Raw genomic sequence first — 22,871 nt, 5'->3', positions numbered from 1 at the left:
GCCCGTAGGCTTTCTTCTAGCGCATGGCGAGGATGCGCAGCCCGAGCTTTTGCTGACCCTCGGCCTGGTCGGCGATCCACACCACCTGCGCCTTGGCATTCAGCCCGGTGAGTGCCGGGTGCTCGGAATCGATGCGTACCTCCAGCTCGTCGCCCACCTGAAAGGTGCGCGGCGCCTGCACCTGCATGCCGCTGGCCGAAAGGTCCAGGCAGACGGCGGCAATCACCTGGCCGGCATGGATAAGACTGACGTCGGCATCCACCCGCATCCGTATGAAATCGCGCTTCTCGCTGTAGTCGGCGTGGTTCTGACTCATGCCTGCATCCTTCCATTGGGTTGCGATAGATGAGGTTTTTATAACTCCCGGTGATTTGCGCTGTAAAGACCGCAAGTGACCATCGGTGCATGCTTGAAACGCCTGACGGATGGGAGTACCGTCTGCGCCTTACAGGGCACCTCTATTATTTGCCGGTCAGGTCTTTCTGTCCTACACCTCAAGTAGAAGAGTGGCAAGAAGTGAATCCAGTATGCGCGCTCCGTCACTCGAGCCGCCTACGCCAACCTATTTCTGGCGCCGTTTGCCCACATGCAGAAAACCAGTGCAACGCTGCTGATAATCGATGATGACGACGTAGTGCGTGCGAGCCTCGCCGCCTACCTGGAAGACAGCGGTTTCAGCGTCCTGCAGGCGAGCAATGGCCAGCAGGGCCTTCATGTCTTCGAGCAGGAACAGCCCGACCTAGTGATCTGCGATCTGCGCATGCCGCAAATGGGCGGCCTGGAGCTGATTCGCCAGGTGACCGAGCGTGCGCCCGATCTGCCGGTGATCGTGGTGTCCGGCGCCGGCGTGATGAACGACGCGGTTGAAGCCTTGCGCCTGGGTGCTGCCGATTACCTGATCAAGCCCCTGGAAGACCTTGCGGTGCTTGAGCACTCCGTGCGTCGGGCGCTGGACCGTGCCCAGCTGGTGCTGGAAAACCAGCGCTATCGCGACAAGCTCGAAGCTGCCAACCGCGAACTCGAGGCTAGCCTGCACCTGTTGCAGGAAGACCAGAACGCCGGGCGCCAGGTGCAGATGAACATGTTGCCGGAAAGCCCATGGCTGGCCGGCGACCTGTCGTTCGAGCACCAGATCATTCCATCGTTGTACCTGTCGGGCGATTTTGCCGATTACTTCCGCGTCGACGAGCGTCGCGTGGCGTTCTACCTGGCCGACGTGTCCGGGCATGGCGCCTCGTCGGCCTTTGTCACCGTGCTGCTGAAGTTCATGACCACCCGCCTGCTGTTCGAATTCAAGCGCGGCGGCAACCTGCGTGACTTCAAGCCGTCGGAAGTGCTCGGGCACATCAACCGCGGCCTGATCAACTGCAAGCTGGGCAAGCACGTGACCATGGTCGGCGGGGTGATCGACGAAGACACTGGCCTGATGACCTACAGCATCGGCGGGCACCTGCCGCTGCCGGTTCTGTACACTCCGGGCCAGGCCCGCTACCTGGAAGGTCGCGGTCTGCCGGTGGGGTTGTTCGAGGAGGCAACCTACCAGGATCACGTCCTGGAATTGCCTCCGCAGTTCAGCCTGACCTTATTGTCTGATGGCATTCTGGATCTTTTGCCGGGCGACACACTCAAAGATAAAGAGGCGGCCTTGCCTGAAATCATCAAGGCTGCGGGCGGTAGCCTGGATGGGCTGCGGCGACGATTCGAATTGGCTACGCTTGGGGAGATGCCGGATGATATCGCCCTATTGGTGTTGAGCAGGAACCTTCAATGAGTACTGGTAGAATCCAGTTCGCCGAGCAGAATGGCACCTTCGTTCTGAAGTTTGTCGGCGAAGTGCGTCTGACCTTGTGTTCGGCGCTGGATGCAACGATTGAAAAGATCTTCACGGCGTTGAATTTCTCGGCAATCGTCATCGATCTGACAGAAACCCGGAGCATCGACAGCACCACGCTCGGCCTGTTGGCCAAGCTGTCGATCCTGTCGCGGCAAAAAGTCGGGCTGCTGCCTACGGTGGTGACCACCCACGCCGACATCACCCGCCTGTTGCAGTCGATGGGCTTCGATCAGGTGTTCAACATCGTCGGCCGCCCGATCCCGTGCCCGGAGTGCCTGACCGACTTGCCGTCTCAGGATCAGAGCGAAGACGTGGTCAAAGCCAAGGTGCTGGAAGCGCATAAGATCCTCATGGGGCTGAACGATTCCAACCGTGAAGCCTTCCACGACCTGGTCAGCGCCCTCGAGCGCACCTGACCGTGCTTGGGCGCGGTACGCGCGCCCGGTCGTTACCTTTCCCTATTGTGCTGGCCCGCGCCGTGGAAACTCGGTCGGCGGTGAGCCGTCGGCGTTGAGCTGGAAAATCCGCTCGGGCTGGCCCTTGGCATTGAAAAACACCTGGCCCAGGCCCGCGCTGTTCCACAGCCGTTCGCCGGCCTTGCTGTGGCTGGGGATACGTGGCTCCACCTCCATCAGCCGGCGCTTGGTGAACCAGTTGAGTGGCGAGCGGGGTGCGTAGAGCCAGCGGTTGAGGCGGTCGAATACGTCGAGCAGGCGCCGTGGGAACTCGTTCTTGATTCCGCTGCTGGTGATCTGCCAAAGGTGCGGGCTTTGCTGGCGGTGGCGGATCTTCACCTCGTAAACGAACGAATAATGCACGTCGCCCGAGAGGATCACGTAATGCCCGGGTGTGCGCGAGTGGCGAAAAATATTCAGGATCACCTGCGCCGCACCGCGATGGGCCATCCAGTTTTCTGCGTCGACCAGCAACGGGTAACCGCACCAGCTAAAGACTTTCTGTACCGCCTCGATCAACTTGACGCCAAACAACGGGGCGGGTGAGACGATGATCGCCGAAGGGTGGTCGAGCAGTTCCTGCTGCAGTTCACTCAGCGCTTCCCAGTCGAGCAGCCCGGAGGGCTTCTGCAGGTTGCTTTCGCTGCGCCAGCGCCGGGTGCGTGTGTCGAGCACCAGTAATGCCGGGGTGCTGGGCAACACGAAATGCCACTGTTGAAAGCGCAGTAGAGTGTCGATCAAAGCGTCCTGGGCGCCGGCCAGCAGGAATCCGTCGCTGTCGACGCTGGTGGTCAACCTCTGGCACTGCCCGAGCAGCTCGGTAAATGCATCGGGGTTGTTGCCCCAGCCCTGGCAGAGCAGGTAGGCGATCAGCGCATTGCCGATGATTCGCCGCGAGAACGGGTGGCCGTAGGCGGTCTGTTCCCAGGCGGCGGACAGGTTCCAGTCGTCGGTGATGTCGTGGTCGTCGAAGATCATCAGGCTCGGCAGGTGGGCGAGCACTCGGGCCACGCCGGGCAAGCCGTCGACGAAACCGTCGATCGCCTGTTGTTCGTGCCGGTAGCGGCTCTGGCGCTGCGCGTTCAGTGCCGGCATTGCCGGGCTGATCAGTTGCCAAGGTACGGGCGACCACACCAGCAGGTACATGGCCATGACTTCGGCGAGCGTCACCAGGTGGTTATCGGCGTTGCTGCTGGTGAAAATCGGCTTGCTTACGCCGCCGAAGAAGCGTTCGCGCAGGGTTTCGTTGCTTTTCAGCGCCGGCAGCAGATCGCCGCGGTGGTAGTAGCTGGCGGGGTGCTCATACAGTTGGCGGCTGTTCTCGACTACCGCGCCGTCAAGGTGTTCGTCGAACAGGCCGAGGCGTTCGATCAGTGAATGAATGCTTCGCAACATCGGCCCGGCGACGTCGTCGGCATAGATCTGGTCGCCATTCATCATCAATAGTGCCGGGCGCTGCTCGGGCGTGTGCGGCGTGGCCAGCAGGCGGTCGGCGCAGAGCAGCCCGTCGGCGGCGCTGTGATGGGGCTTGCGGCAGGAGCCGTGGAGCAGTTGATCGATCCGCGAGCGGAGCACGACGTTCGGGTAGCGACGGCCGTCGTACAGCAGGTGCGTGGCCCAGTCGGCAATACCTTGCGGGCCGGTCGGCGTGTCGAGGATCACGTCGTAGTCGACTGGCACGTCGAACGGCAGCGGCGTGCCGAACGACACATCGATCAGATGGATGTAGGCGTGACGGCCGATGGCGAGGGTGGTGCAGGCCATTGGACCCACTTCTGCGTCGCCGTTGGGCAGGCACAGCTGCGCGTGCAGGGGTTGCGAGCCCACCAGCCAGATCACCATGCGTGACGATTCGAGGCGGCGCAGCACGGGGCCGGCCAGAACTAGCGGTAAAGCGGGTTGTTCGGACATCGGTGACTCGGGTGTGGAGTTGAACAGCTGCGCGCGCGGAGAAGCCGTTGCCCGTGTGGAAGCCAGCCTTGCCGGCTACAGGCCCGGTGGGGCCTTGATCGCTGGCAAGGCCAGCTCCCACAGGGCTTACAGGTTACTTGAGCCTGGCGATAAGGCCTCATGCCCGCCCAGCAGGCAAACCCATATTTGTTTCAACCCTTTGCAGCGAGCAATGCTTCGAGCTTTTCCTGGTCACGGGCGAACTGGCGAATGCCTTCGGCCAGTTTCTCGGTGGCCATGGCATCTTCGTTCGAGGCCCAGCGGAACTGACTTTCGTTCAGGCTGAGGCGTGGCTCGGCGGTCTTGCCCGGTGCCAGTTTGCGCGCCAGGCGGCCCTGGTCGTCGCTCAGTTGCTGGAGCAGTTCCGGGCTGATGGTCAGGCGGTCGCAGCCGGCCAGTTGTTCGATCTGGCCGATGTTGCGGAAGCTCGCGCCCATCACCACGGTTTGGTAACCGTGGGCCTTGTAGTAGTCGTAGATGCGGGTCACCGACTGCACGCCCGGATCGTCGGCACCGACGTACTCGGTACCGGTGGCTTTCTTGTACCAGTCGTAGATCCGGCCCACGAACGGCGAGATCAGGAACACCCCGGCGTCGGCACAGGCAGCGGCCTGGGCGAAGGAGAACAGCAGGGTGAGGTTGGTCTGGATGCCTTCCTTCTCCAGCACCTCGGCGGCGCGGATACCTTCCCAGGTAGAAGCCAGCTTGATCAGTACGCGGTCGCGGCCGACACCGGCCTGGTCGTACAGCTCGATCAACTGGCGGGCCTTGGCCAGCAGAGCCGGCTGGTCGAACGACAGGCGGGCGTCCACTTCGGTGGAAATACGCCCTGGAATTGCCTTGAGAATGCCGCTGCCGACCGAAACGGCAAAGGCGTCGCAGGCCAGGCCGAGATCGCCCTTGCTGGCTTTTACCGCATCGTTGAGCAGCTCGGCATAGCCGGGCATGGCCGCTGCCTTGAGCAGGAGGGACGGGTTGGTGGTGGCATCGACCGGCTTCAGCCGGCTGATGGCGTCGATATCGCCGGTGTCGGCGACGACCGTGGTGAACTGCTTGAGTTGTTCCAGCTTGGAAGTCATGAGCGTGCTCTGTCCTGTGCGGTTCGACGACATTACCCGAGCGCCGCCAGCCGCTCAAGGGCTGTGCCGGCAGGCGCGGGGCAACGGGATAGTGCTTCGAGTGTCGAATGGCGCGCAGGTTCCTAGCGGCCCTGCAGCAACGCGCTGGCCTGGTCGAGCAGGGCGAGTGGGTCCGGGTGCTTGTGGATGTCTACCGAGAGCAGTTGGCGGAACTTGCGTGCGCCGGGGAAGCCCTGGCCCAGGCCGAGAATATGCCGGGTCACATGGTGCATCGCGCCGCCGCTCTCCAGGTGCCTGGCGATGTACGGGCGCAGCTTGGCCAGCGCTTCGCTGCGGGAAATGACCGGGGCGTCGCTGCCGAACAGTTGCTGGTCGACTTCGGCCAGTACATATGGGTTGTGGTAGGCCTCGCGGCCGAGCATGACGCCGTCGAAGGTCTGCAGGTGCTGCTGGCACTCGGCGAGGGTCTTGATACCGCCGTTGAGGATGAACTCCAGATCGGGGAAATCGGCCTTGAGCCGGGCGGCGACGTCGTAGCGCAGCGGCGGGATCTCACGGTTTTCTTTCGGCGACAGGCCTTCGAGGATGGCAATACGTGCGTGCACGGTAAAGCTGCGGCAGCCGGCATCGCGGACCTGGCCGACGAAATCGCAGAGTTCGGCATAGCTGTCGCGGCCGTTGATGCCGATGCGGTGCTTGACTGTGACCGGAATCTGCACCGCATCAAGCATGGCCTTGACGCAATCGCCAACCAGCGCCGGGTGGCCCATCAGGCAGGCGCCGATCATGTTGTTCTGCACGCGGTCGCTGGGGCAGCCGACGTTGAGGTTCACTTCGTTGTAGCCGGCGGCCTGCGCCAGGCGTGCGCAGGCGCCGAGGTCGGCCGGCACGCTGCCACCCAGTTGCAGGGCCAGCGGGTACTCGGCCTCGTCGTGCCGCAGGAAACGCTCGGCATCGCCGTGGAGCAGAGCGCCGGTGGTGACCATTTCGGTGTAGAGCAGGGCGTTGCGCGAGAGCAGGCGCAGGAAAAACCGGCAGTGGCGGTCTGTCCAATCCATCATCGGTGCAACGCTGAACCGGCGGGACGGCTCAGGGCGCTGGTTTACTGGGGTTGAGGCGGATTCTAGGGGCATTTCGTCCAACGTGGGGTGTACCAATTTTTTGGGGGGCGTACTTGCCGAGCCGTTGGTACACAGTACCAAGCATAAACCGATCTGCTCGCTTCAATCGCAAGTGGCGCACAGTCTACCAAGAGCGCTGGGCTTTCGCCTAAGCAGCGTACTAAGCCCTCTTGAAGTCGGCAGCAACGCCTGAGGTTCCGTTACTCGTCAGCGTCCTCATCCAGATCGCCGGCAAATGCCTCTGGCGCTGCTTCGACCGCGTATGGCGAGCCCCAGCGTGTGCTGATCCAGTCCACCAGCGTCTGCCGGCGCTCTTCGCATTCCAGCGGCGTCCAGTCCTCGAACAGCGCCAGTTTGCGCTCCTGGCGGATATCCGAGTTGCTGTAGCTGTAGCCGCTACCGGCACTGCCTTTCTTGCGGGCGAAGTCGAAGTTGCGGTAGTTCGAATTGTTGTGGGTCAGCACCAGGTTGCCGATGTCATGCAGGTACAGTTCCGTGTTCTTGGCGTCCCATACGTCGCGCCAGTGCGAGTCCGCTGCTGGCGTCTGCGGGAGGATATGCTCCAGGGTGGAGTCCTTCAGGTCTTCCCAGGCAATTTTCGCACGGTGGCCTTTGCCTTCCTTTTCCGTCAGGTACAACTCGTATTCGTACAAGGTGTACTTCAGCAGATAACGGTAGTGGTACCAGTTATCCGGCTCGCCGATCCAGGTCTTGAAGCCCTTGTCCGAGGAATAGTAGCGGGCCATCCCATAGACTTCGCTGATCACTGCGGCAACGTCCAACTTACCGTGGAACATTCGATAGGCCAGGTAGTTGAAGCGCGAGGTACCGGTATTGCTCTTGCGCCCATCGAACAGGAACACCCGGTAGGCGTAATGTTCGAGCGCGCGCAGCAACTCTATATAGTGGTCTTCGGCGAGGCTGCGGTCGTTTCTGCATTTACGCGCTGATACCAGCAGCGGCAGGAAGTTGGCGATGTTGCCCGTATGATGAATCTTGGTCAGCCACGTCAGTTCGCCTGGCGTGGTAGTGGCGGCCGACGGGGTGACGATACGGGCATACTCTGCCGAGACTTCGGTCAGGCCTTCGGCGAAGGTGACGATGAATTCGCGGGTCTCCCGCTCGTTGCGCAGGCTGAAGTCGCGTAGGGGAATGTACTGGCTTTCCTTGAAGCCCTTGTAGCCCACCCAGTTTTTCGGCGAGTGGGAGCAGTACAGCGTCCAGGCAATCCGCAGGCACTGGTCTTCATTGCCGGTGCAGGTGCCGAGGTTGCCGTAAATGGTCTTCCAGCTGCGGTTCAAGGTCGCGGTCAGCGCTTGCGCAGTGCCATGTTTATGGCCGTTACGCGATGCCCAGTGCATCAGGTAGTTCTTCAGCAGCTCTAGTACCGAGAGGTCCTTGCCGCGCGAGTTCATCAACTCGAAGGTCATGCCGATCTCACATTCTTCCTCGATGGTATAGAAGGTGAAATGCAGTTTCTGGGTGAGGGCGTTGTACAGCGCTTGCAGGTAGTCGCCGGCTGTTTCGCCGCGCGCCTGAAGTTGCGTGTGCAAATGCACGGTCATGAAGTCGAGTGCCTGCACCAGCCGTTTGCCGTGGGGCGTCAGCACCGTGGTATTCGACCGGCCATGTTTGAGCAGGTCATGGAACAGCTCTTTGCAATCGTTGTTCAGTTCGAGCCTGCAACGACCTTCGGCGAACAGGAACGCTTCGACGGCGCGCTGGTAGCCCCTGTCCCCACGGGCAACCAGTTCACGGGCAATCAGCGAAAGGTACAGGCAGGAAGTGGTCAGGCGTTGCTGGCCGTCGACCACATCGGCGGTTGAATCGGCGTCGTCCTGGCGATACACCACCACGGTGCCGGTGTAGTGCCCGCGCACCTCCTCATCGACCAGCCCGTCGACATCCTGGACGAAATCCAGCCAATGCGGTTTGACCCAGGCATAGCCGCGTTGATAGTCGGGAATGCGGAACAGGTAGTCGGAAAATAGGCTGGTCAGGGTTTTCTTCTGCACCGGGCGGCTCCTTGCAGGGACGAGGTTTCCAAATCGCCCGCGAGGGTAGCACGAAGCCATCAGCGCGCCACGGGCTCTTCAGCTGCGGCGCGCGCTTCGTTACTCAGCGCTAGCGAGGAACTCCAGCAGATGGCCGATAACCTCAGACGGCGCGTCCTCGGTCGCGTACTCGGCACCGACTGCCAGCACCGGCAGGGTTAGCGGTTGCAGCGCCGCACATGATCGTTGTGCGGCTACAGGCGGCCAGCCTGGCAGGGCAGTTGAGGGAAGGGGCGAACGTGCAGGCGCGCGACGGGCTATCGAAGGAGGCATTGCTGACGGCAGTGGAGAGCGCCATGGCCGTGTTGCCACTGGCGCCTCCACCGGCCGAGCGAGGCGATCAGAACGCCAGCTTGTAGCCGATCATCAGCAGCATGGCTGCCAGGCAAGGGCGTAGGACGCTATCGGAAATGCGCCCGGTCAGGTGACTGCCGATGTAGATCCCCGGCAACGACCCCAGCAGCAGGTAGCCGAGCAGCGACCAGTCCATATTGCCCATGCTCGCGTGGCCGAGGCCGGCGACCAGCGTCAGGGGGACCGCGTGGGCGATTTCGGTGCCAACCAGGCGGCGGGTCACCAGGTGCGGATAAAGCAGGAACAGCGCCACGGTACCCAGTGCGCCGGCACCAATCGAGGTCAGCGAGACCATCACCCCGAGGATCACCCCGGTCACCACGGTGAGGGCGTTCAGGCTGCGCTCGCTCAGCGCGTAGCGGTCGCCGGCATGTTTGCTGGCGAAGGCTTGCAGGCGCGACTTGAACAGGATCGCCAGTGCGGTCAGCACCAGCACCACGGCCAGGCCCTGCTTGATGATGGCGTTAAGTGCCTGGGTGTCGGTGTGCAGGGTGGTCAGGAACCACAGGGTCAGCGCTGCCGCCGGCACGCTACCGAGCGCCAGCCAGCCGGTGATCTTCCAGTCGATGTTCTTCTGCTTGCCATGCACCCAAACCCCACTGGCCTTGGTAATGGCGGCATAGAGAAGGTCCGTGCCCACGGCGGTCGCCGGGTTGATACCGAACCAGAGCAGGATAGGGGTCATCAGCGAGCCACCGCCGACGCCGGTCATGCCGACGATGAAACCCACAACCAAACCAGCAATCGTGAAGCCGAAAGAACCTACATCCATAAATGACCTAAACGTCCCGCGTGCCCGTGATCGGATGGACGCAGCATAAAGGTTTTTTTATAGCTAAATAGACTAGTTCGTTATTAGGTTATAACCGGCCAGAGGAATGACCGGCGATGAGCAGAAAATACTGTGGGAGCCAGCCTTGCTGGCGATGCCCGGCTCGGCCGGGCCAAGGGCCGCTACGCGACCCATCGCCGGCAAGCTTGGCTGCGAAAAAGAACGTTTAGATCTTGAAGCTATCCACCAACTGCTTCAACCGCCCCGCCTGACGCGCGAGGTCGTCGCAATGCTTGAGCGTGTCGTTCAGGTTGGTCACCCCTTGCTGGTTCAGCACGTTGATCTGGGTGATGTCCAGGTTCAGGCTCTCCACCACGGCGGTCTGCTCCTCGGTCGCCGCCGCCACCGACTGGTTCATCCCATCGATCTCACCGATACGCTGGGTGACGCTGGTCAGGCGCTCGCCGGCCTGGTTGGCGACCAGCACGCTTTCCTCGCTGGAGACCTGGCTGGCGTTCATGTTGTGCACTGCTTCGCGCGAACCGACCTGCAGCGAGGTGATCATCTTGTGGATCTCCTCTGCCGATTCCTGGGTGCGGTGGGCGAGGTTGCGCACCTCGTCGGCGACCACGGCGAAACCACGGCCGGCTTCGCCTGCGCGCGCCGCTTCGATGGCAGCATTGAGCGCCAGCAGGTTGGTCTGCTGGGAAATCCCCTTGATCACGTCGAGGATCTGCCCGATATCGTCGGTGCTGGCGTTCAGGGTTTCGATCTGCTGGCAGGATTCGCTGATCTTCTGCGACAGCGCAGTCATCGCCGAAATGGTTTCCTCAACCACCTGGCGGCCATCGTTGGCCTGGTCGCTGGCGCCGCTGGCATGCTGCGAGGCATCGGCGGCGTTACGGGCGATTTCCTGGGTGGCGGCGCCCAGTTCGTTGATCGCCGCCGCCACGCTGTTGGTGCGCATGCTCTGCTCTTCGGAGCCGATGATCGAGGCGTTGGATGCCGCCATTACCCGCTCGGAGAGATCGTGCACCTGGCGGGTCGCCGACGACACTTCGCTGATCGAGGCATGGATACGCTCGACGAACTGGTTGAACGAGGTGGCCAGTTCGCCGAACTCGTCCTTGTTTTCCACGCTCAGGCGGCGGGTCAGGTCGCCCTCGCCTTGGGCGATGTCCTGCATGGCGCGGCCCATGGTGGTCAGCGGGCGCATCAGCACCGGGATCAGCAGGCCGAGCAGCACCACAATGGCGGCCACGGCAATCAGCATGGCAATGATTGCCGAGGTACGGAACTGGCTGAGCGGGGCGTAGGCTTTGTCCTTGTCGATCGACAGACCGATGTACCAGTCGGCCGACGGCAGGCCGGCGACCTTGGTGAACGACAGCAGGCGGTCCTGCTTGTTCAGCACCACTTCCTGGTTGCCCGGCTGGATGCGCAGGTTGCTGCCCGGGTAGATGTCGCTGAGGTTTTTCATCACCTGGTCTTTGTCCGGGCTGACGATCACCTGGCCGTTACCGTCGACCAGGAAGGCATGGCCGATTCCGCCGAAGTCGACGGCATTGATGATGTCGACCAGGGTTGCCAGGCTCAGGTCGCCACCAACCACGCCCATCAGCTCGCCGCTGCCCTTGGCTTTCACCGGCATGGCGATGGTCACCACCAGCCCGCCGACGGCGGCCATGTACGGCGGGGTCAGCATGGTTTTGTTGGCGGCCACTGCGGCGCTGTACCACGGGCGCTGGCGCGGGTCGTAGCCGTCGGGCATCTTCGCGTCCGGGCGCTGGGTAAACACGCCGTTGGCCTGGCCGACATAAGTGAACTGGAAGTTCGAGGTGAACGACGGTTGGTCGACCAGCCCCGGGTAATCGGCGTTGGCGCCTTGGTGGGCAACGTTCTCGGCCAGGTTCTCCAGCACCAGGATGCGCCCGCTCATCCAGTTCTGCACACTGCTGGCGGTCAGCGCGCCGGCCTGCTGCACCGAGTCGTCGATGTTCTGGTGGATGGTCTTGCGTTGCAGGTAGTCGTTGTAGAGGGTAAACAGCGCGAATGCCAGAACCACAACGCCACAGGCGCTGAGCAGGATCTTGTGGCGAAATTTCAGGTTCATGTTTCGAGACCTTATGCCAGAAAAAGGGAGTGCTGGCTGCGCGAGTCAGGCCTTGTGGGCCAGTCGACGAGCCAGGCGGGGCACCTATCCTTGTAGGTATCGGCTGTAGGACCGAAATGTTTATGCACCATTTTGCCGCACGGGCCGCCTCAGCGCCCCAGCAAGCGCACCAGTTCCTGCGCGCCGCGCTGCAGTGGCTGGTTTTTCAGCCAGAAGGCGTGCACCGGCAATTGCAGCTCGTTCTTGGTATTGCGAAAGGCCAGCTGTACCAGGCGCCCGGCTGCCAGCAACGGGGCGATGCGCGACAGCGGGAAGTCGCCCCAGCCGAGCCCGGCTTCAACCATAGCGATGGCCATGCCGAGGCTATCGGTGCGCCAGTGCGAGGTACCGATCAGTGGGCGGGTGTCGGTCATCGGCAGGTCGCGGCTGGCCACCAGGATCTGCCGCACATTGATCAGATCTTCCAGGTAACGCACCTGGCCGTGTTCGCCAAGGGCCGGGTGGTGCGGCGACACTGTGGCGGTCAGCGCCTCCATGCCGATGTGCTGAAAGCGCTGGCGCGGGTCGACACTGAGTCCGGCAAAGGCCAGGCACAGGCTGACCCGGCCGCTGTGGAGCAATTGCAGGGCGTCTTCCTGCGGCGCGGTAAAGACCTCCACGTCGAGCAACGGGTGCCGCTCGCTGAGGGTTTTGATCGCGCCCAGCAGGGGCTGGTGATCGATGTCCGGGATGACCGCGACCGCCAGTTTGCTCTCCAGCCCCTGCGACAGTTCGACGGCATGCGTTTGCAGTTGCGCCAGCTGTTCGGCGATCAGCCGGGCGTGCGGTTCGAGGGTCAGTGCCAGCGCGGTGGGGCGGGTCTCGCGGTGGGTGCGTTCGAACAGGGCAAAGCCCAGTTCCGCCTCCAGGTTGCCGATCGCCATGCTGACCGCCGAGGGCACCCGACCGAGGGCGCGGGCGGCAGCCGAGAACGAACCGCGGTCGAGCACGGCGAGGAACAGTTCGATGTTGTCGCTGGAAAAATTCATGGAGGCTCCGTCAGCTATCAGTTGATCTGACAGCTGTTGACTTTTTCTGTCAAGAATATTGACGCAATCTGCGCGCCTTCGCTAACTGACAAGAGGCAGTAACGTGCAAGGCGTTAAACGCAAACTGGTTTATGTGACCGCGTATGAACTGATCGGCTTGAGCCTGTCGACCCTGGGCCTGGCCCTGTTGTCCGGCACGGCGCCGAGCACTACCGGCCCGTTGGCGGTGTTGATCACCAGCATCGCGATGGCCTGGAATTTCATCTACAACACCGCGTTCGAGTGGTGGGAGCACCGTCAGCTGACCCGCGGCCGCAGCGTGGCGCGGCGGGCGGTGCATGCCATCGGCTTTCAGCTGACCCTGGTGGTGTACCTGATCCCGCTGATTGCCTGGTGGCTGGGGATTTCGCTGTGGGAAGCGTTTGTGGTCGACCTGGCGTTTATCGTACTGATCCCTTGCTACACCTTTGCCTACAACTGGGCGTTTGACCGGATCTTCGGGCTGCCGGCGTCGGCGCTGGCGCAGCCGGCCTGAAGGGCGCTATCGCGGGAGACGCCTGTTCGGTAGGCGCTGGCTTGCCCGCGCCTACCGCCGCTGATCACGCCACCTGAGCCTGCATCAGCCATTCCCCGTCCTGCTCCCGCACCAGCCCGCTGGCGAGGAACAATGGCAGTACCCGCACATGCAGCTGTGGCTCGACGAACGCCTTGACCGCCTCCAGGTCCAGCGCGCCGGCAGTGCCGAGCTCGGCCTTGGTGTACGACAACCAGGCTTTCTTCAGCATGATCAGCACATCGCTGCCCGCTGTGCTGGCGAAGCGGCGGTTCACCAGCAGGCCGTTGAAGCTGAAGGTGTGCTGATGCGCGTAACCGGTCTCGTCGCCCGAACCCTGCTGGCAGCGGCTGCATGCACAGGCACCCTCGCCAAAGGCGTTGAGCAGGTAGTTGTTGAAGTCCACCACCGGTTTGAGGCTCAGGCGCTTGTCGACCTCGAACAGATCGGCAGTCAGGTTTTCTTGAAGGCTCAACGTCGTTCCCCTAATCATTTACCGCAGTTTTGCGGCCGTCACGATACCAGCCACGGCAGGGCAATGCACACCGCTAGACGATTGCCTGCCTGCACCGATTGCCGAGGGCACTCGGGCCAATGCATGAGCCGGGCAGCGCTGATCCAGGCAAATTGCACGGTGCAGCCCACACGGGCAAAGGCAAGCTCGCGCCAAGGCAAACATTCATCGAAACGGGCTTTTTCCCCGCCACTGGCTTACCCTACGCCACATTTCCCAGCCCCGGAGCACACGCATGTACAAGTACACCGCCACCGTGACGATCAGCAACGATCAGGACGACGACGTCGAGGCGGTTGAAAACCCATCGATCCGCGTGGGCCTGGAAGCCGTCAGCGAAACCCTGAAAAAGGTCCACTTCGTCGGTACCCTGGCCGCCCCGGATGGCGCCACGCACATTTGCGTCACCCTGGAAAACGGCCTCAGCTACTACGGGCCGATCGTCAACGGCCACGCCGAACTGGAAGGCGGCTGGATCGCCTTTGAATCCGACATGCTCACCCCTGAGGAACTCGAACTCCCAGGCTAAACCTGCGGATTTACCGCGGCCACCAGATCCAGCTCGACGCTGGCATTCTTCGGCAGTTGGTAAGCGCCCACCGACGTTCGCGTGTGGGCGCCCAGCTCGCCGAGTACCTGATACAGCACCTCGGAAGCGCCATCGGCCACTTCGCTGTGCTGGGTAAAGTCGGCGCTGCAATGCACATACACGCTGATGCGCAGAATCCGCCGCACCTGGTCCAGCGAGCCGAGGCTGCGCTGCAACAACGCCAGGGCCCGCATCGCGCCGATCTTCGCCGCCAACTGGGCCCGCGCCAGGTCGACATCCTCGCCCACCCGACCGGTCACCACCACGGTGTCGCCGACCCGCGGAATCTGCCCGCTGATGTACACCTCGTCGTCATGGCGCAGCAACGGCACGTAGTTGCCGCCAATCTTTATCTCGCCGTCGAAGCAATAGCCCAGTTGCTCGGCAACCTGGGTAAAACGCTGGTCAGCAGACATGCAGGTACTCGCACTGAATAAGGGCTGGGGCCCGGGCTGCTAAACCTAGCAGATTTATTTTCGCCCCCCTGCATCCAATTGCCCCCCTGACGGGTAGTAGTGGCAGTGGCGCTATTGCCGCTGACCCTAGCCCTGTGGAGAGATGACGATGATCGCCCATCACCTGCTTACCAGCCTCGCCGCCAGCTGCCTGTTGCTGGCCCTGCCTGCCGCCCATGCCGCCAGTGTACCGGACAGCATCAAGGTGCCTGATGGCCACAAGGTGGCCCTGGAAACCGTCGGTGTCGGCGAAATCACCTATGAGTGCCGCGACAAGGCTGACATGGCCGGGCAGACCGAATGGACCTTCGTCGGTCCCAAGGCCGTGCTCAACGACCGCAGCGGCAAGGCCATTGGCAGCTACTTCGGCCCACCCGCTACCTGGCAAGCCGCCGATGGCTCGAAGGTTACTGGCACCCAACTGGCCGTGGCGCCATCGAGCCCGGGCAACTTGCCGTATCAACTGGTCAAGGCCAACCCGGCCGAAGGCAAGGGCGCGATGACTGGAGTCACCTATATCCAGCGTGTCGCGCTTAAAGGCGGGGTAGCGCCGAGCAGCGCCTGTACGGCCGCCAACAAGGGCGCGAAGGCAGTGGTGAAGTACCAGGCCGACTACATTTTCTGGGCTGCCAACTAGCCTGGGCAAACTCGGCTACGCTGCTATGCGCAGGCCCCCGCGAGTCAGCGGGGGCCACAATTACGGCGGACGGCAGACCTTGGTGACGCTACTCGAGTGCCCCTTCGACTACGAAGCAACCCTGGCCGCCTGCGCCCGTGGCGAACGCCTGGCCTTGCAAAGCCTGTATCGGCAGGAGAGTGCGCGCCTGCTCGGCGTGCTGCTGCGCCTGGTGCGCGAGCCGGCCCTGGCCGAGGACCTGCTGCATGACGCTTTCCTGCGCATCTGGAGCGCCGCCGGCAGTTTCGAGCCCAGTCGCGGCAGTGCTCGCGGCTGGATCTACAGCGTTACCCGGCACCTGGCGCTGAATCACCTGCGCAACCGTCAGCGGGAAGTGCAGGGCGGTGCGCTCGAGGAGATTCCCGCCGCGGACCTGCTCGACCTGGCGTCGGACGTCAGCCTGCAATCGGCGCGCATTCACTTGTGCCTGGATCAACTGCCGCCAGCGCGACGCGCCTGCATCATGCACGCCTATGTCGACGGCTTTTCCCACGCCGAGATCGCCCTCAAGCTCGGTGCGCCGCTGGGCACGGTGAAGGCCTGGGTCAAACGCAGCCTGGCTGCCTTGCGGGAGTGCATGGGATGAACGACGACTCGGACAACGACACGCAGGACGAACTCGACGCGCTCGCCGCCGAATATGTGCTCGGCACGCTGACGGCAGGCTTGCGCAGCGAGGTCGAGCAGCGCCTGCACCATGACGCCGAGTTGCGCGCAGCGGTCGATGCCTGGGAGCAGCGCTTGCAACCGCTGAGCGAACTGGCGGCACCGCACACGCCACCGCCGGCACTCTGGCCGCGTATCGAACGCAGCCTTGGCGAATTGCAGGCAGCGCCCCCCGCGCCGGCCACCACCGGCTGGTGGAACTGGCTGGGCCTATGGCGTGGGCTGAGTGCCGCAGGGCTGGCGGCGAGTGTGGTGCTGGCCAGCTTGCTGCTGACCCGCGAAGCGCCGCCGCCGAGCTATCTGGTGGTGCTGGTCGCACCCCAGGACAGTGCCCCCGGCTGGGTGATCCAGGCCAACGACCGGCAGAGTATCCAGTTGATCCCGTTGGGGGTCGCCCAAGTGCCGGAAGACAAGGCCCTGCAATTCTGGACCAAGGGCGCCGACTGGCAGGGGCCGGTGTCGCTGGGTCTGGTCAAGCCGGGGCAGACCCTCAAGGTGCCGCTCGACCGTCTGCCGCCACTGGAACCGAACCAGCTGTTCGAGCTGACCCTCGAAGGCCGTGGCGGCTCGGCTACCGGCAAGCCGAGTGGGCCGATCCAGTTTATCGGGCGCGCGGTAAAGGTGATTTGAAGTAGGTCACACTGCAAAATAATTGCAGCCATCCTGCAATTCTTTCCGTTGGAGCGCGGCCGGAATTTTCTGCAGACTGCGGCGCAGGTGAACCTTCCGGGTTCCATCTCCAAGGAAGGAACAATTCTGTATTGCGCCCTCGCGATACAAGGTCCGTCCGCTATTGGACGGGCTTCTTTTCTTCATTTCAGGTGTCTGGTCGTCGCATGTCTACCCGTGCTCCACAACGCTGGCTTGATCGCTTCATCCCTGCTGCCCTGCACATCCCCCCCAAAGAATGGCTGCGTGCCGGCCTCGGCGCCTTGTTGGGCCTGTTGCTGGCCGGCGGCCTGACCAGCGTGCTGTTCGGCAGCACTGTGGCCCTGCACCTGATGGCACCGTTGGCGGCGTCGGCGGTGCTACTGTTCGGCGTGCATTCGGGGGCGCTGTCGCAGCCCTGGCCGCTGCTCGGCAGTTATGCCTGCGCGATGGCGGTGGGGCTGGGCCTGCATCATCTGTTCGGGCCGAGCCTGCTGGTGGTGGTGCTGGCGTTGCTCGCGGTGATTTTGCTGATGTGCCTGTTGCGCTGCCTGCACCCGCCGGGGGCGGCACTGGCGGTGAGCCTGGCCCTGGCCGATCCGTCGTTGAGTCAACTGGGCGTTGCGGTGGTCGAACCGATTCTGCTCAACGCCCTGTGCCTGCTGCTGGTGGCCGTGGTGTACAACCGTCTCACGGGGGTGCGCTACCCGAAAATCGCCGCCCCGCGCAAAGACCTCCATCACACCCAGGACGCCCCGCTGGCCGAGCGTGTCGGCCTGCGCAGCGACGATCTGGACCAGGCCCTGGAAGAGGTTGGCGGTTTTGTCGATGTGACCCGCGACGACCTTGAGCGGATCATCCTCGCTACCGAACGGCATGCCTTGCAGCGCAGCCTTGGCGGGATCAGCGCAGCCCAGGTGATGTCGCGCGACGTGCAGTTTGCCGCGCCTACGGACTCGCTCGAACAGGCCTGGGAACTGTTGAGTCGCCATCGCCTGAAGACCCTGCCGGTGCTCGACGCCGAGCGGCGGCTGGTGGGCATCGTCAGCCTCAGCGACCTGGTCGGCCCGGCCATGGCCCGGGCGCGGTTCAGCTGGCGTGCGCTGTTCGGCCGGCGCCGCCCGGTGCGCCTGGCGCAGGTGATGAGCCCGCGGGTGATCAGCGTGCGCAGCGAGCAGCCGGCCAGCGAACTGGTACAGCTGCTGTGCGAGCAGGGCCTGCATTGCCTGCCGGTACTGGAACAGGGGCAGGTGGTGGGGGTGATTACCCAGACCGACCTGATTGCCGCCTTGCAGCGGCACCTGTTGCAGCGTGCCGGTGACGCGCTAGACCAGCGGGTCCCAGCGTTGGGACCAGTCGCTGTCGCCCGCCGCGAGCTGGCGTAACAGGCCGCAGGCCTGTTGCAGCGCCGTCGAGTTGCGCTCGCGGGCGTACACCAGATAGGTCGGGTAGGTGAACTCGGGGGCCTGCGGCACCCGTTCCAGCACCCCGCGGTCCAGGTAGCTCTGCACCACGCGGGTGCGAAAGTAGCCGCTGCCGCCATGCTCGAGGATGTACTGCAAGGCCAGCGGGCCGAGGTTGAAGCTCAGCGCCGGGCGTGCCAGCTCCGGCAGGGCGGCGTCGTGCTGGCGGCGGAACACGTCGCCCCAGTCGATGTACACGTAAGGTTCCGGCTGGTGGGTGCGGCGGATGCGGATTAGCTTTTCTTCCATCAACTGCTCCACTTGCAGCCCCGGTGCGTAGCTCGGCTGGTAGACCAGCACGGCGTCCAGCGCGCCGCTTTCCAGCTTGCGCAGCAGGCTTTCGCTTTCGCCGACTTCGCTGCGCACGGCGTGGCTGGCGATCTGTTCGCGGATGGCGCTGACCCAGTGCAAGACCAGCGGGTTGCACAGGCTCATCTCGCCGCCGATGTGCAGCACCTGGTGGCAGCCGTCGGGCAGCGGCAGGTCGCGGCGCGCGGCTTCCCAGGTTTGTACCAGCTGGTTGGCATAGACCACGAAGGCTTCGCCGTCGGTGGTCAGGCTGGCGCCATTGCGGCTGCGCACGAACAACTGGCAATTGAGCTGTTGTTCGAGCTTCTGCACCCGCGCGCTGATGGCGGTCTGGGTCAGGTGCAGGCGCTGGGCGGCGGCGACCAGGCTGCCACTGCGGACGATTTCCAGGAAGGTGCGGGCGAGGTCGATGTCCATGCGGGGCTCTTGGGGCGGTGAAGGGGAGCATTCTATGCTCAACTGCCCGCATTGTTGCAGCCGATCTCTGTGGGAGCCGGCTGCCACGGAAGGCCCTGATACAGGCATGCTACGATCTCTCCCGTCGTTTGCGCCGTAGCCCCGCCCTTGAACCCCACCTTCGCCTCGCTGAGTCTAGCCACCTGCACGCGTTGGACACCCTGCTGCAGTTGAAAAACCTTAGCCACGCCGCCGAGCGGCTGGGCAGCAGCCAATCCGTGCTCAGTCGGCAGCTGGCGCACATGCGCAGCGCCTTCGACGACCCGCTGCTGGTCCACCAGCACCTGCGCGCCCAGGGCCAGGCCCGGCGCATCAGCCTGCAAGTGCCGTTCTTCAGTGCCGCGGTGCAGGTGCTGTGCAGCAGCCAGCAGATGGCCACCGTGCCCGAGCACATCGCCCGCCAGCTCAGCCGCCTGCACCCGCTGACCTGGTGGCCGCTGGCGTTCGTCGAACACACCCAGCGCTACTGGGTGGTCTGGCACCAGCGCTTGCAGGCCTCGGCCGAGCACCGTTGGTTGCGCGCGCTGGTGTTCGAGTTGTGGCAGCAATCGCAGTTCGGCGTGCACGCCAGCTATGCGGATTCGCCATAACAGCTATGCGCCCGGCGACGTTCTTCGCCGCGCCAGCAAGGCCTAGACTCAGCGGCACCACCGCCACCACGGCCATCGACCCGCTGCCGGCCATCGGCGCGATTGCCTCGGGCCTGGCCTATGTGACCCCGGCCACCTTGCAGGGGCGCTGGATGGTGCGTATATCGGTGGGGGCATTGCCGACCGAACGCGAGCATGTGCAACGGCTGTGGGAGCGGTTGCAGGCGGTGGTTCGGCAGTAAGCCCATTGCGGGCTTGTCCCGCGATGCCAGGCACAGCCTTGCTAATCCATCACGGAGTTTCAACATGGACGACTCGCTATCCCTGAACAAGGCCTGCTGGGACGAGCGCGCGCCGTTGCACGCGAGCTCTAGCGGTTACGACACCGCCGCCTTCCTGCGCGACCCGACCCACCTCAGCAATGTCGTGCGCTTCGACCTGCCGCGCCTGGGTGGCCTCGCCGGGTTGCGCGGGGTGCACCTGCAATGCCATATCGGTACCGACACGCTGTCGCTGGCCCGTCTCGGCGCGCAGATGAGCGGGCTGGATTTTTCCCCGGCCTCGCTGGCTCAGGCGCGCGCCCTGGCGCAAGCTTGCGGCAGCGCCATCGATTATGTCGAAGCGGACGTGTACCGCGCCAGCGAAGTACTTGCGCCGGCGTCGTTCGATTTTGTCTACACCGGCATCGGTGCGCTGATCTGGCTGCCGAGCATCGAGCGCTGGGCGCAGGCCGTGGCCGCTCTGCTCAAGCCGGGCGGATGGCTGTTCCTGCGCGAAGGGCACCCGATGTTGCTGGCGATCAATGAGGACCATCGCGATCGGCTGGTGGTCGAGTATCCCTATTTCGAACGCGTTGAGCCGACGGTCTGGGTGAGCGACCAGACCTACGTGGAAACCGACCGGCCCCTGCGCGAAAGGGTGACCCACGAGTGGAACCATGGGCTTGGCGAGGTGATCAGTGCCTTGCTCGGGCAGGGTATGCAACTGACCGCGCTGGTCGAGCATGACAGCCTGCCGTGGGAGGCATTGCCCGGGCAGATGAGCCTGAATGCGGACGGCGAATGGCAACTGGGCAAGGACCGCTGGCGCTTGCCGCTGAGCTATACCCTGCAAGCAGTGAAGCGGTAGCTGCGGCCTCATCGCGGGACGAGTCGTCCCGCGATGAGGGCTGACCTCTTAATTCAAGGCCCAGGACTTACCGTCGCATTGCGCCACGCCACCTGTAGCGCTTGCTCCACCCGCGCCGGCACGCTTTTGCCCGGTTGCTGTTGCAGGCTCAGCTTCAACCCGTTCAACGACCGCCCGCTCAAGCGGTTCTCGCTCAGGTCCTGGGTGAACACCCGCTCGGCCTGCGCCGGCATGCCCTGCGCCAGGTAGGCATAGCCCAGCGACTCACGCAGCGTGTAATACCAGTCCGGTGGCTCGTTGTAATTCAGGCCGTCCTGCACCGCAACGGCCTGGGTCCAGGCCGCCAGCACCTGCGCCGGATTATCGCCGTTCAACGCCTTGAGGTCATCGGCCAGCACTTTGCCCTTGCCAGCCCCCAGCAACTTCGCACTGGCGCTCTGCACCTCGGCCAGCACCAGCTTCGCGGCCGTCGCATCCTGAGCCTTGTTGAACAGGATCAGGTTGGCGATACGCAGCAGCTCCAGCGCCTTGTTGCTGCCATACATCAGTTCCGTCTTGCGTTCGGCCAGCACGCCGTCGACCTGTTGCCAGTAGCCATTCAGCGCATCCACCGCCGCTGCGCTGCTCAGCCCACCCGCGGCCAGCTGTTGGTAGGCTTTGGCATAGGCGGCCATGATTCGCGTGTAGGGCATGTCCAGTTTCGTCCACTCAAGCCCCTTGGCCTTGCTCGCCTGTTCGCAGGTCTGGTTGATCTGCGCCAGCCCGTCGTGGATCTTCGGCTCGATCCGCGCCAGCGCGTCCCAGTCCTGCATGCGTACGGCAAAGTAGTACGGCACCGCGTAGAAGTAGTCCGACTTGGTGGCGATTTCCTGCGGGTATTGCTGGCAGAGGAAGTCCAGCGCCGCGTAGCGGGTGGTGTTTTCTACCAGTTCCTCGGCCATGTTCAGGGTTTCGTTGCGCCGGCCTTCGATGGACAGGGTCCAGGTCAGGAAGTGGATGTTGTGCCCGAGGTAGTGCAGCGGGTAGGGGCTCTGTGGCTGCACCTGGTGGGCATAGGCACGGTCCACCGACACCGCCGAATAGTTCGCCGCGCTGGCCAGGGCATTGTTGCCGGTGCGCTGATAGATGTGCGAAGCCATGTGGATCAGGTGGCCGATGGCCGGGTTCTGATCGCGGAAACGCTCGGCCATCGGCATGCCGCTGTCGGGGAACGGCGATTCTTCGATGGCGTGGATGTAGAAGTGGTTGGCCCCGGTGTGCTGCTTGTCCTGGCCGAGCACGCGATTGAGCACCTGCAGCGCCTCGTAGGCGGCCGGCGTCGGCTTGACCGCGTCACTGGTGGCCTCGCTGCCTTCCCACCATTTCCACGGGCTGATGTTGAGCAGGGCGTCGGCGTACAGCGTGGCGGCGTCAAGATCGTCCGTGTAGGTGTCGGCCAGGACTTTCATTGCCTTGGCGTAGCGCTCGTTGTTTGCCGCGGACAAGCCGAGCTTGCCGGTTTCGCCCTGGTACAAGGTCAGAAAGGCCTTGGCGTAATCCACCTCGCGTTGCAGTTGGCTCTTGCTGAAACGCTGGTTGGCGGCCGGGTCGTCGAGGCGTTTGCTGGCGTTGTCGAGGGCGATGCTGGCCGCGCGGTAGGCGAGGGTGTCGCACGCCGGGGTGGCGACGCTGTTGATGTTCGAGTTGGCCGATAGGGCGATGCCCCAGTACGGCATGGCCGAGCCTTCGTCGAAGCGGCTAGCCTGGTAGAAGGCGCGAATCGCTTCGGAGAAGTTGAAACCGTATTGCAGGGCCATGCCTTGGCTGTAGAAGGCCTCGACCTGCTCGGGCTCATTCATGGCTACCAGCGCGTAGCGGCTGCCGCCCAGGCCGGAGAGTCGTTGGGCCGGTTGCGTGTCCTGGCTGCTGACGCATTTTTGCAGCAGGTCGAGCAGGCTGCTGGAGGCCGCGGCCGGGGTGAACGCGGCAGGTTGCGGGGCGGGGCTGTGACCGAGGGTGTGGGCCTGGAGGCTGAACGGCAGGCAGGCCAGTAGGGTGGCGCCGAGGATTCTTTGCATGGGAGGA

22 protein-coding genes and 2 pseudogenes are annotated in these 22,871 nt (G+C 63.7%); 11 read left to right on the top strand and 13 right to left on the bottom strand.

The annotated features are described in order from the left end of the window. Nucleotides 1–16: 16 nt before the first annotated feature. Nucleotides 17–316 (bottom strand): PilZ domain-containing protein, encoded by a 300-nt coding sequence (locus tag DCO48_RS20475; RefSeq protein WP_116552428.1) that lies wholly within the window; start codon nucleotides 314–316, stop codon nucleotides 17–19. Nucleotides 317–586: 270 nt separating this feature from the next. Between DCO48_RS20475 and rssB the strand changes: the two genes are divergently transcribed. After that, complete coding sequence (gene rssB / locus DCO48_RS20465) at nucleotides 587–1,771, top strand: two-component system response regulator RssB (RefSeq protein WP_116552426.1); 1,185 nt, start codon at nucleotides 587–589, stop codon at nucleotides 1,769–1,771. Next, complete coding sequence (rssC, locus tag DCO48_RS20460; RefSeq protein ID WP_116552425.1) at nucleotides 1,768–2,250, top strand: anti-sigma factor antagonist RssC; 483 nt, start codon at nucleotides 1,768–1,770, stop codon at nucleotides 2,248–2,250. The genes rssB and rssC overlap by 4 nt, the downstream gene beginning before the upstream one ends. Nucleotides 2,251–2,292: 42 nt before the next feature. On the opposite strand, the gene DCO48_RS20455 is transcribed toward rssC, so the two are convergent. The 8 genes and pseudogenes from DCO48_RS20455 to DCO48_RS20420 all read right to left on the bottom strand — a co-directional run bounded on the left by DCO48_RS20455 (nucleotide 2,293) and on the right by DCO48_RS20420 (nucleotide 12,760). Further along, the gene (locus DCO48_RS20455) at nucleotides 2,293–4,200 is read right to left on the bottom strand and encodes an alkaline phosphatase D family protein (RefSeq protein WP_116552424.1); all 1,908 of its coding nucleotides are present in this window, start codon (nucleotides 4,198–4,200) and stop codon (nucleotides 2,293–2,295) included. A 191-nt stretch (nucleotides 4,201–4,391) separates the two neighbouring features. Beyond that, complete coding sequence (tal, locus tag DCO48_RS20450) at nucleotides 4,392–5,318, bottom strand: transaldolase (RefSeq protein WP_116552423.1); 927 nt, start codon at nucleotides 5,316–5,318, stop codon at nucleotides 4,392–4,394. Nucleotides 5,319–5,440: 122 nt separating this feature from the next. Next, complete coding sequence (dusA, locus tag DCO48_RS20445; protein ID WP_116552422.1) at nucleotides 5,441–6,451, bottom strand: tRNA dihydrouridine(20/20a) synthase DusA; 1,011 nt, start codon at nucleotides 6,449–6,451, stop codon at nucleotides 5,441–5,443. Nucleotides 6,452–6,639: 188 nt separating this feature from the next. Then, entirely contained in the window at nucleotides 6,640–8,454 is a 1,815-nt protein-coding gene (locus DCO48_RS20440) for a DUF262 domain-containing protein (protein WP_165840810.1), read from the bottom strand. A gap of 379 nt (nucleotides 8,455–8,833) precedes the next feature. After that, nucleotides 8,834–9,619 carry a sulfite exporter TauE/SafE family protein gene (locus DCO48_RS20430; RefSeq protein ID WP_116552419.1) on the bottom strand — a complete coding sequence of 262 codons (786 nt, stop codon included), beginning with the start codon at nucleotides 9,617–9,619 and terminating at the stop codon, nucleotides 8,834–8,836. 226 nt (nucleotides 9,620–9,845) lie between these two features. Then, nucleotides 9,846–10,586, bottom strand: coding sequence for a methyl-accepting chemotaxis protein (locus DCO48_RS23345; RefSeq protein ID WP_371919532.1), 741 nt, complete (start codon nucleotides 10,584–10,586; stop codon nucleotides 9,846–9,848). Nucleotides 10,587–10,748: 162 nt separating this feature from the next. Then, a pseudogene (locus DCO48_RS23340) lies at nucleotides 10,749–11,732 on the bottom strand (cache domain-containing protein); the annotation flags it as partial. Nucleotides 11,733–11,881: 149 nt separating this feature from the next. After that, on the bottom strand, nucleotides 11,882–12,760 hold the full coding sequence (locus DCO48_RS20420; protein ID WP_116552417.1) for a LysR family transcriptional regulator: 879 nt from the start codon (nucleotides 12,758–12,760) through the stop codon (nucleotides 11,882–11,884). A gap of 103 nt (nucleotides 12,761–12,863) precedes the next feature. Between DCO48_RS20420 and DCO48_RS20415 the strand changes: the two genes are divergently transcribed. Then, nucleotides 12,864–13,295 (top strand): PACE efflux transporter, encoded by a 432-nt coding sequence (locus DCO48_RS20415; protein WP_116552416.1) that lies wholly within the window; start codon nucleotides 12,864–12,866, stop codon nucleotides 13,293–13,295. 64 nt (nucleotides 13,296–13,359) lie between these two features. Here DCO48_RS20415 and DCO48_RS20410 read toward each other — a convergent pair whose 3' ends face one another. Beyond that, nucleotides 13,360–13,788, bottom strand: coding sequence for a hypothetical protein (locus DCO48_RS20410; protein WP_116552415.1), 429 nt, complete (start codon nucleotides 13,786–13,788; stop codon nucleotides 13,360–13,362). 274 nt (nucleotides 13,789–14,062) lie between these two features. Here DCO48_RS20410 and DCO48_RS20405 point away from each other — a divergent pair, with 274 nt between their 5' ends. Further along, on the top strand, nucleotides 14,063–14,356 hold the full coding sequence (locus DCO48_RS20405; RefSeq protein WP_116552414.1) for a hypothetical protein: 294 nt from the start codon (nucleotides 14,063–14,065) through the stop codon (nucleotides 14,354–14,356). Here the strand turns inward: DCO48_RS20405 and DCO48_RS20400 are convergent. Then, the gene (locus tag DCO48_RS20400) at nucleotides 14,353–14,832 is read right to left on the bottom strand and encodes a RidA family protein (RefSeq protein WP_116552413.1); all 480 of its coding nucleotides are present in this window, start codon (nucleotides 14,830–14,832) and stop codon (nucleotides 14,353–14,355) included. The two genes, DCO48_RS20405 and DCO48_RS20400, sit on opposite strands and share 4 nt — an antisense overlap. A 148-nt stretch (nucleotides 14,833–14,980) precedes the next feature. Here DCO48_RS20400 and DCO48_RS20395 point away from each other — a divergent pair, with 148 nt between their 5' ends. The 4 genes from DCO48_RS20395 (at nucleotide 14,981) to DCO48_RS20380 (ending at nucleotide 18,246) form a co-directional block, all read left to right on the top strand. Continuing rightward, on the top strand, nucleotides 14,981–15,508 hold the full coding sequence (locus tag DCO48_RS20395) for a DUF3455 domain-containing protein (RefSeq protein WP_116552412.1): 528 nt from the start codon (nucleotides 14,981–14,983) through the stop codon (nucleotides 15,506–15,508). An 82-nt stretch (nucleotides 15,509–15,590) separates the two neighbouring features. After that, nucleotides 15,591–16,133: a sigma-70 family RNA polymerase sigma factor gene (locus DCO48_RS20390; protein WP_256584126.1), complete on the top strand. Its 543-nt coding sequence runs from the start codon at nucleotides 15,591–15,593 to the stop codon at nucleotides 16,131–16,133. After that, the gene (locus DCO48_RS20385) at nucleotides 16,130–16,843 is read left to right on the top strand and encodes an anti-sigma factor domain-containing protein (RefSeq protein ID WP_116552410.1); all 714 of its coding nucleotides are present in this window, start codon (nucleotides 16,130–16,132) and stop codon (nucleotides 16,841–16,843) included. The genes DCO48_RS20390 and DCO48_RS20385 overlap by 4 nt, the downstream gene beginning before the upstream one ends. A 206-nt stretch (nucleotides 16,844–17,049) precedes the next feature. Next, complete coding sequence (locus DCO48_RS20380; protein ID WP_116552409.1) at nucleotides 17,050–18,246, top strand: HPP family protein; 1,197 nt, start codon at nucleotides 17,050–17,052, stop codon at nucleotides 18,244–18,246. Here the strand turns inward: DCO48_RS20380 and DCO48_RS20375 are convergent. Beyond that, nucleotides 18,187–19,050 (bottom strand): LysR family transcriptional regulator, encoded by an 864-nt coding sequence (locus tag DCO48_RS20375; RefSeq protein ID WP_116552408.1) that lies wholly within the window; start codon nucleotides 19,048–19,050, stop codon nucleotides 18,187–18,189. The genes DCO48_RS20380 and DCO48_RS20375 overlap by 60 nt on opposite strands. A gap of 147 nt (nucleotides 19,051–19,197) precedes the next feature. Between DCO48_RS20375 and DCO48_RS20370 the strand changes: the two are divergent. From DCO48_RS20370 to DCO48_RS20360, 3 genes and pseudogenes are all read left to right on the top strand, one after another. Further along, nucleotides 19,198–19,679: pseudogene (locus DCO48_RS20370) on the top strand (LysR family transcriptional regulator). Nucleotides 19,680–19,684: 5 nt separating this feature from the next. After that, nucleotides 19,685–19,921, top strand: coding sequence for a hypothetical protein (locus DCO48_RS20365; protein WP_116552407.1), 237 nt, complete (start codon nucleotides 19,685–19,687; stop codon nucleotides 19,919–19,921). Nucleotides 19,922–19,985: 64 nt separating this feature from the next. Next, entirely contained in the window at nucleotides 19,986–20,807 is an 822-nt protein-coding gene (locus DCO48_RS20360; RefSeq protein ID WP_116552406.1) for a bifunctional 2-polyprenyl-6-hydroxyphenol methylase/3-demethylubiquinol 3-O-methyltransferase UbiG, read from the top strand. A gap of 53 nt (nucleotides 20,808–20,860) precedes the next feature. Here DCO48_RS20360 and DCO48_RS20355 read toward each other — a convergent pair whose 3' ends face one another. Beyond that, complete coding sequence (locus tag DCO48_RS20355; RefSeq protein WP_116552405.1) at nucleotides 20,861–22,864, bottom strand: hypothetical protein; 2,004 nt, start codon at nucleotides 22,862–22,864, stop codon at nucleotides 20,861–20,863. Between the last annotated feature and the right edge of the window lie 7 nt (nucleotides 22,865–22,871).

Source organism: Pseudomonas sp. SDI (assembly GCF_003105155.1).
Lineage (GTDB): Bacteria > Pseudomonadota > Gammaproteobacteria > Pseudomonadales > Pseudomonadaceae > Aquipseudomonas.
Note: the sequence above shows the minus strand (reverse complement) of the source record. Positions and strands in the feature narration are given on the sequence as shown.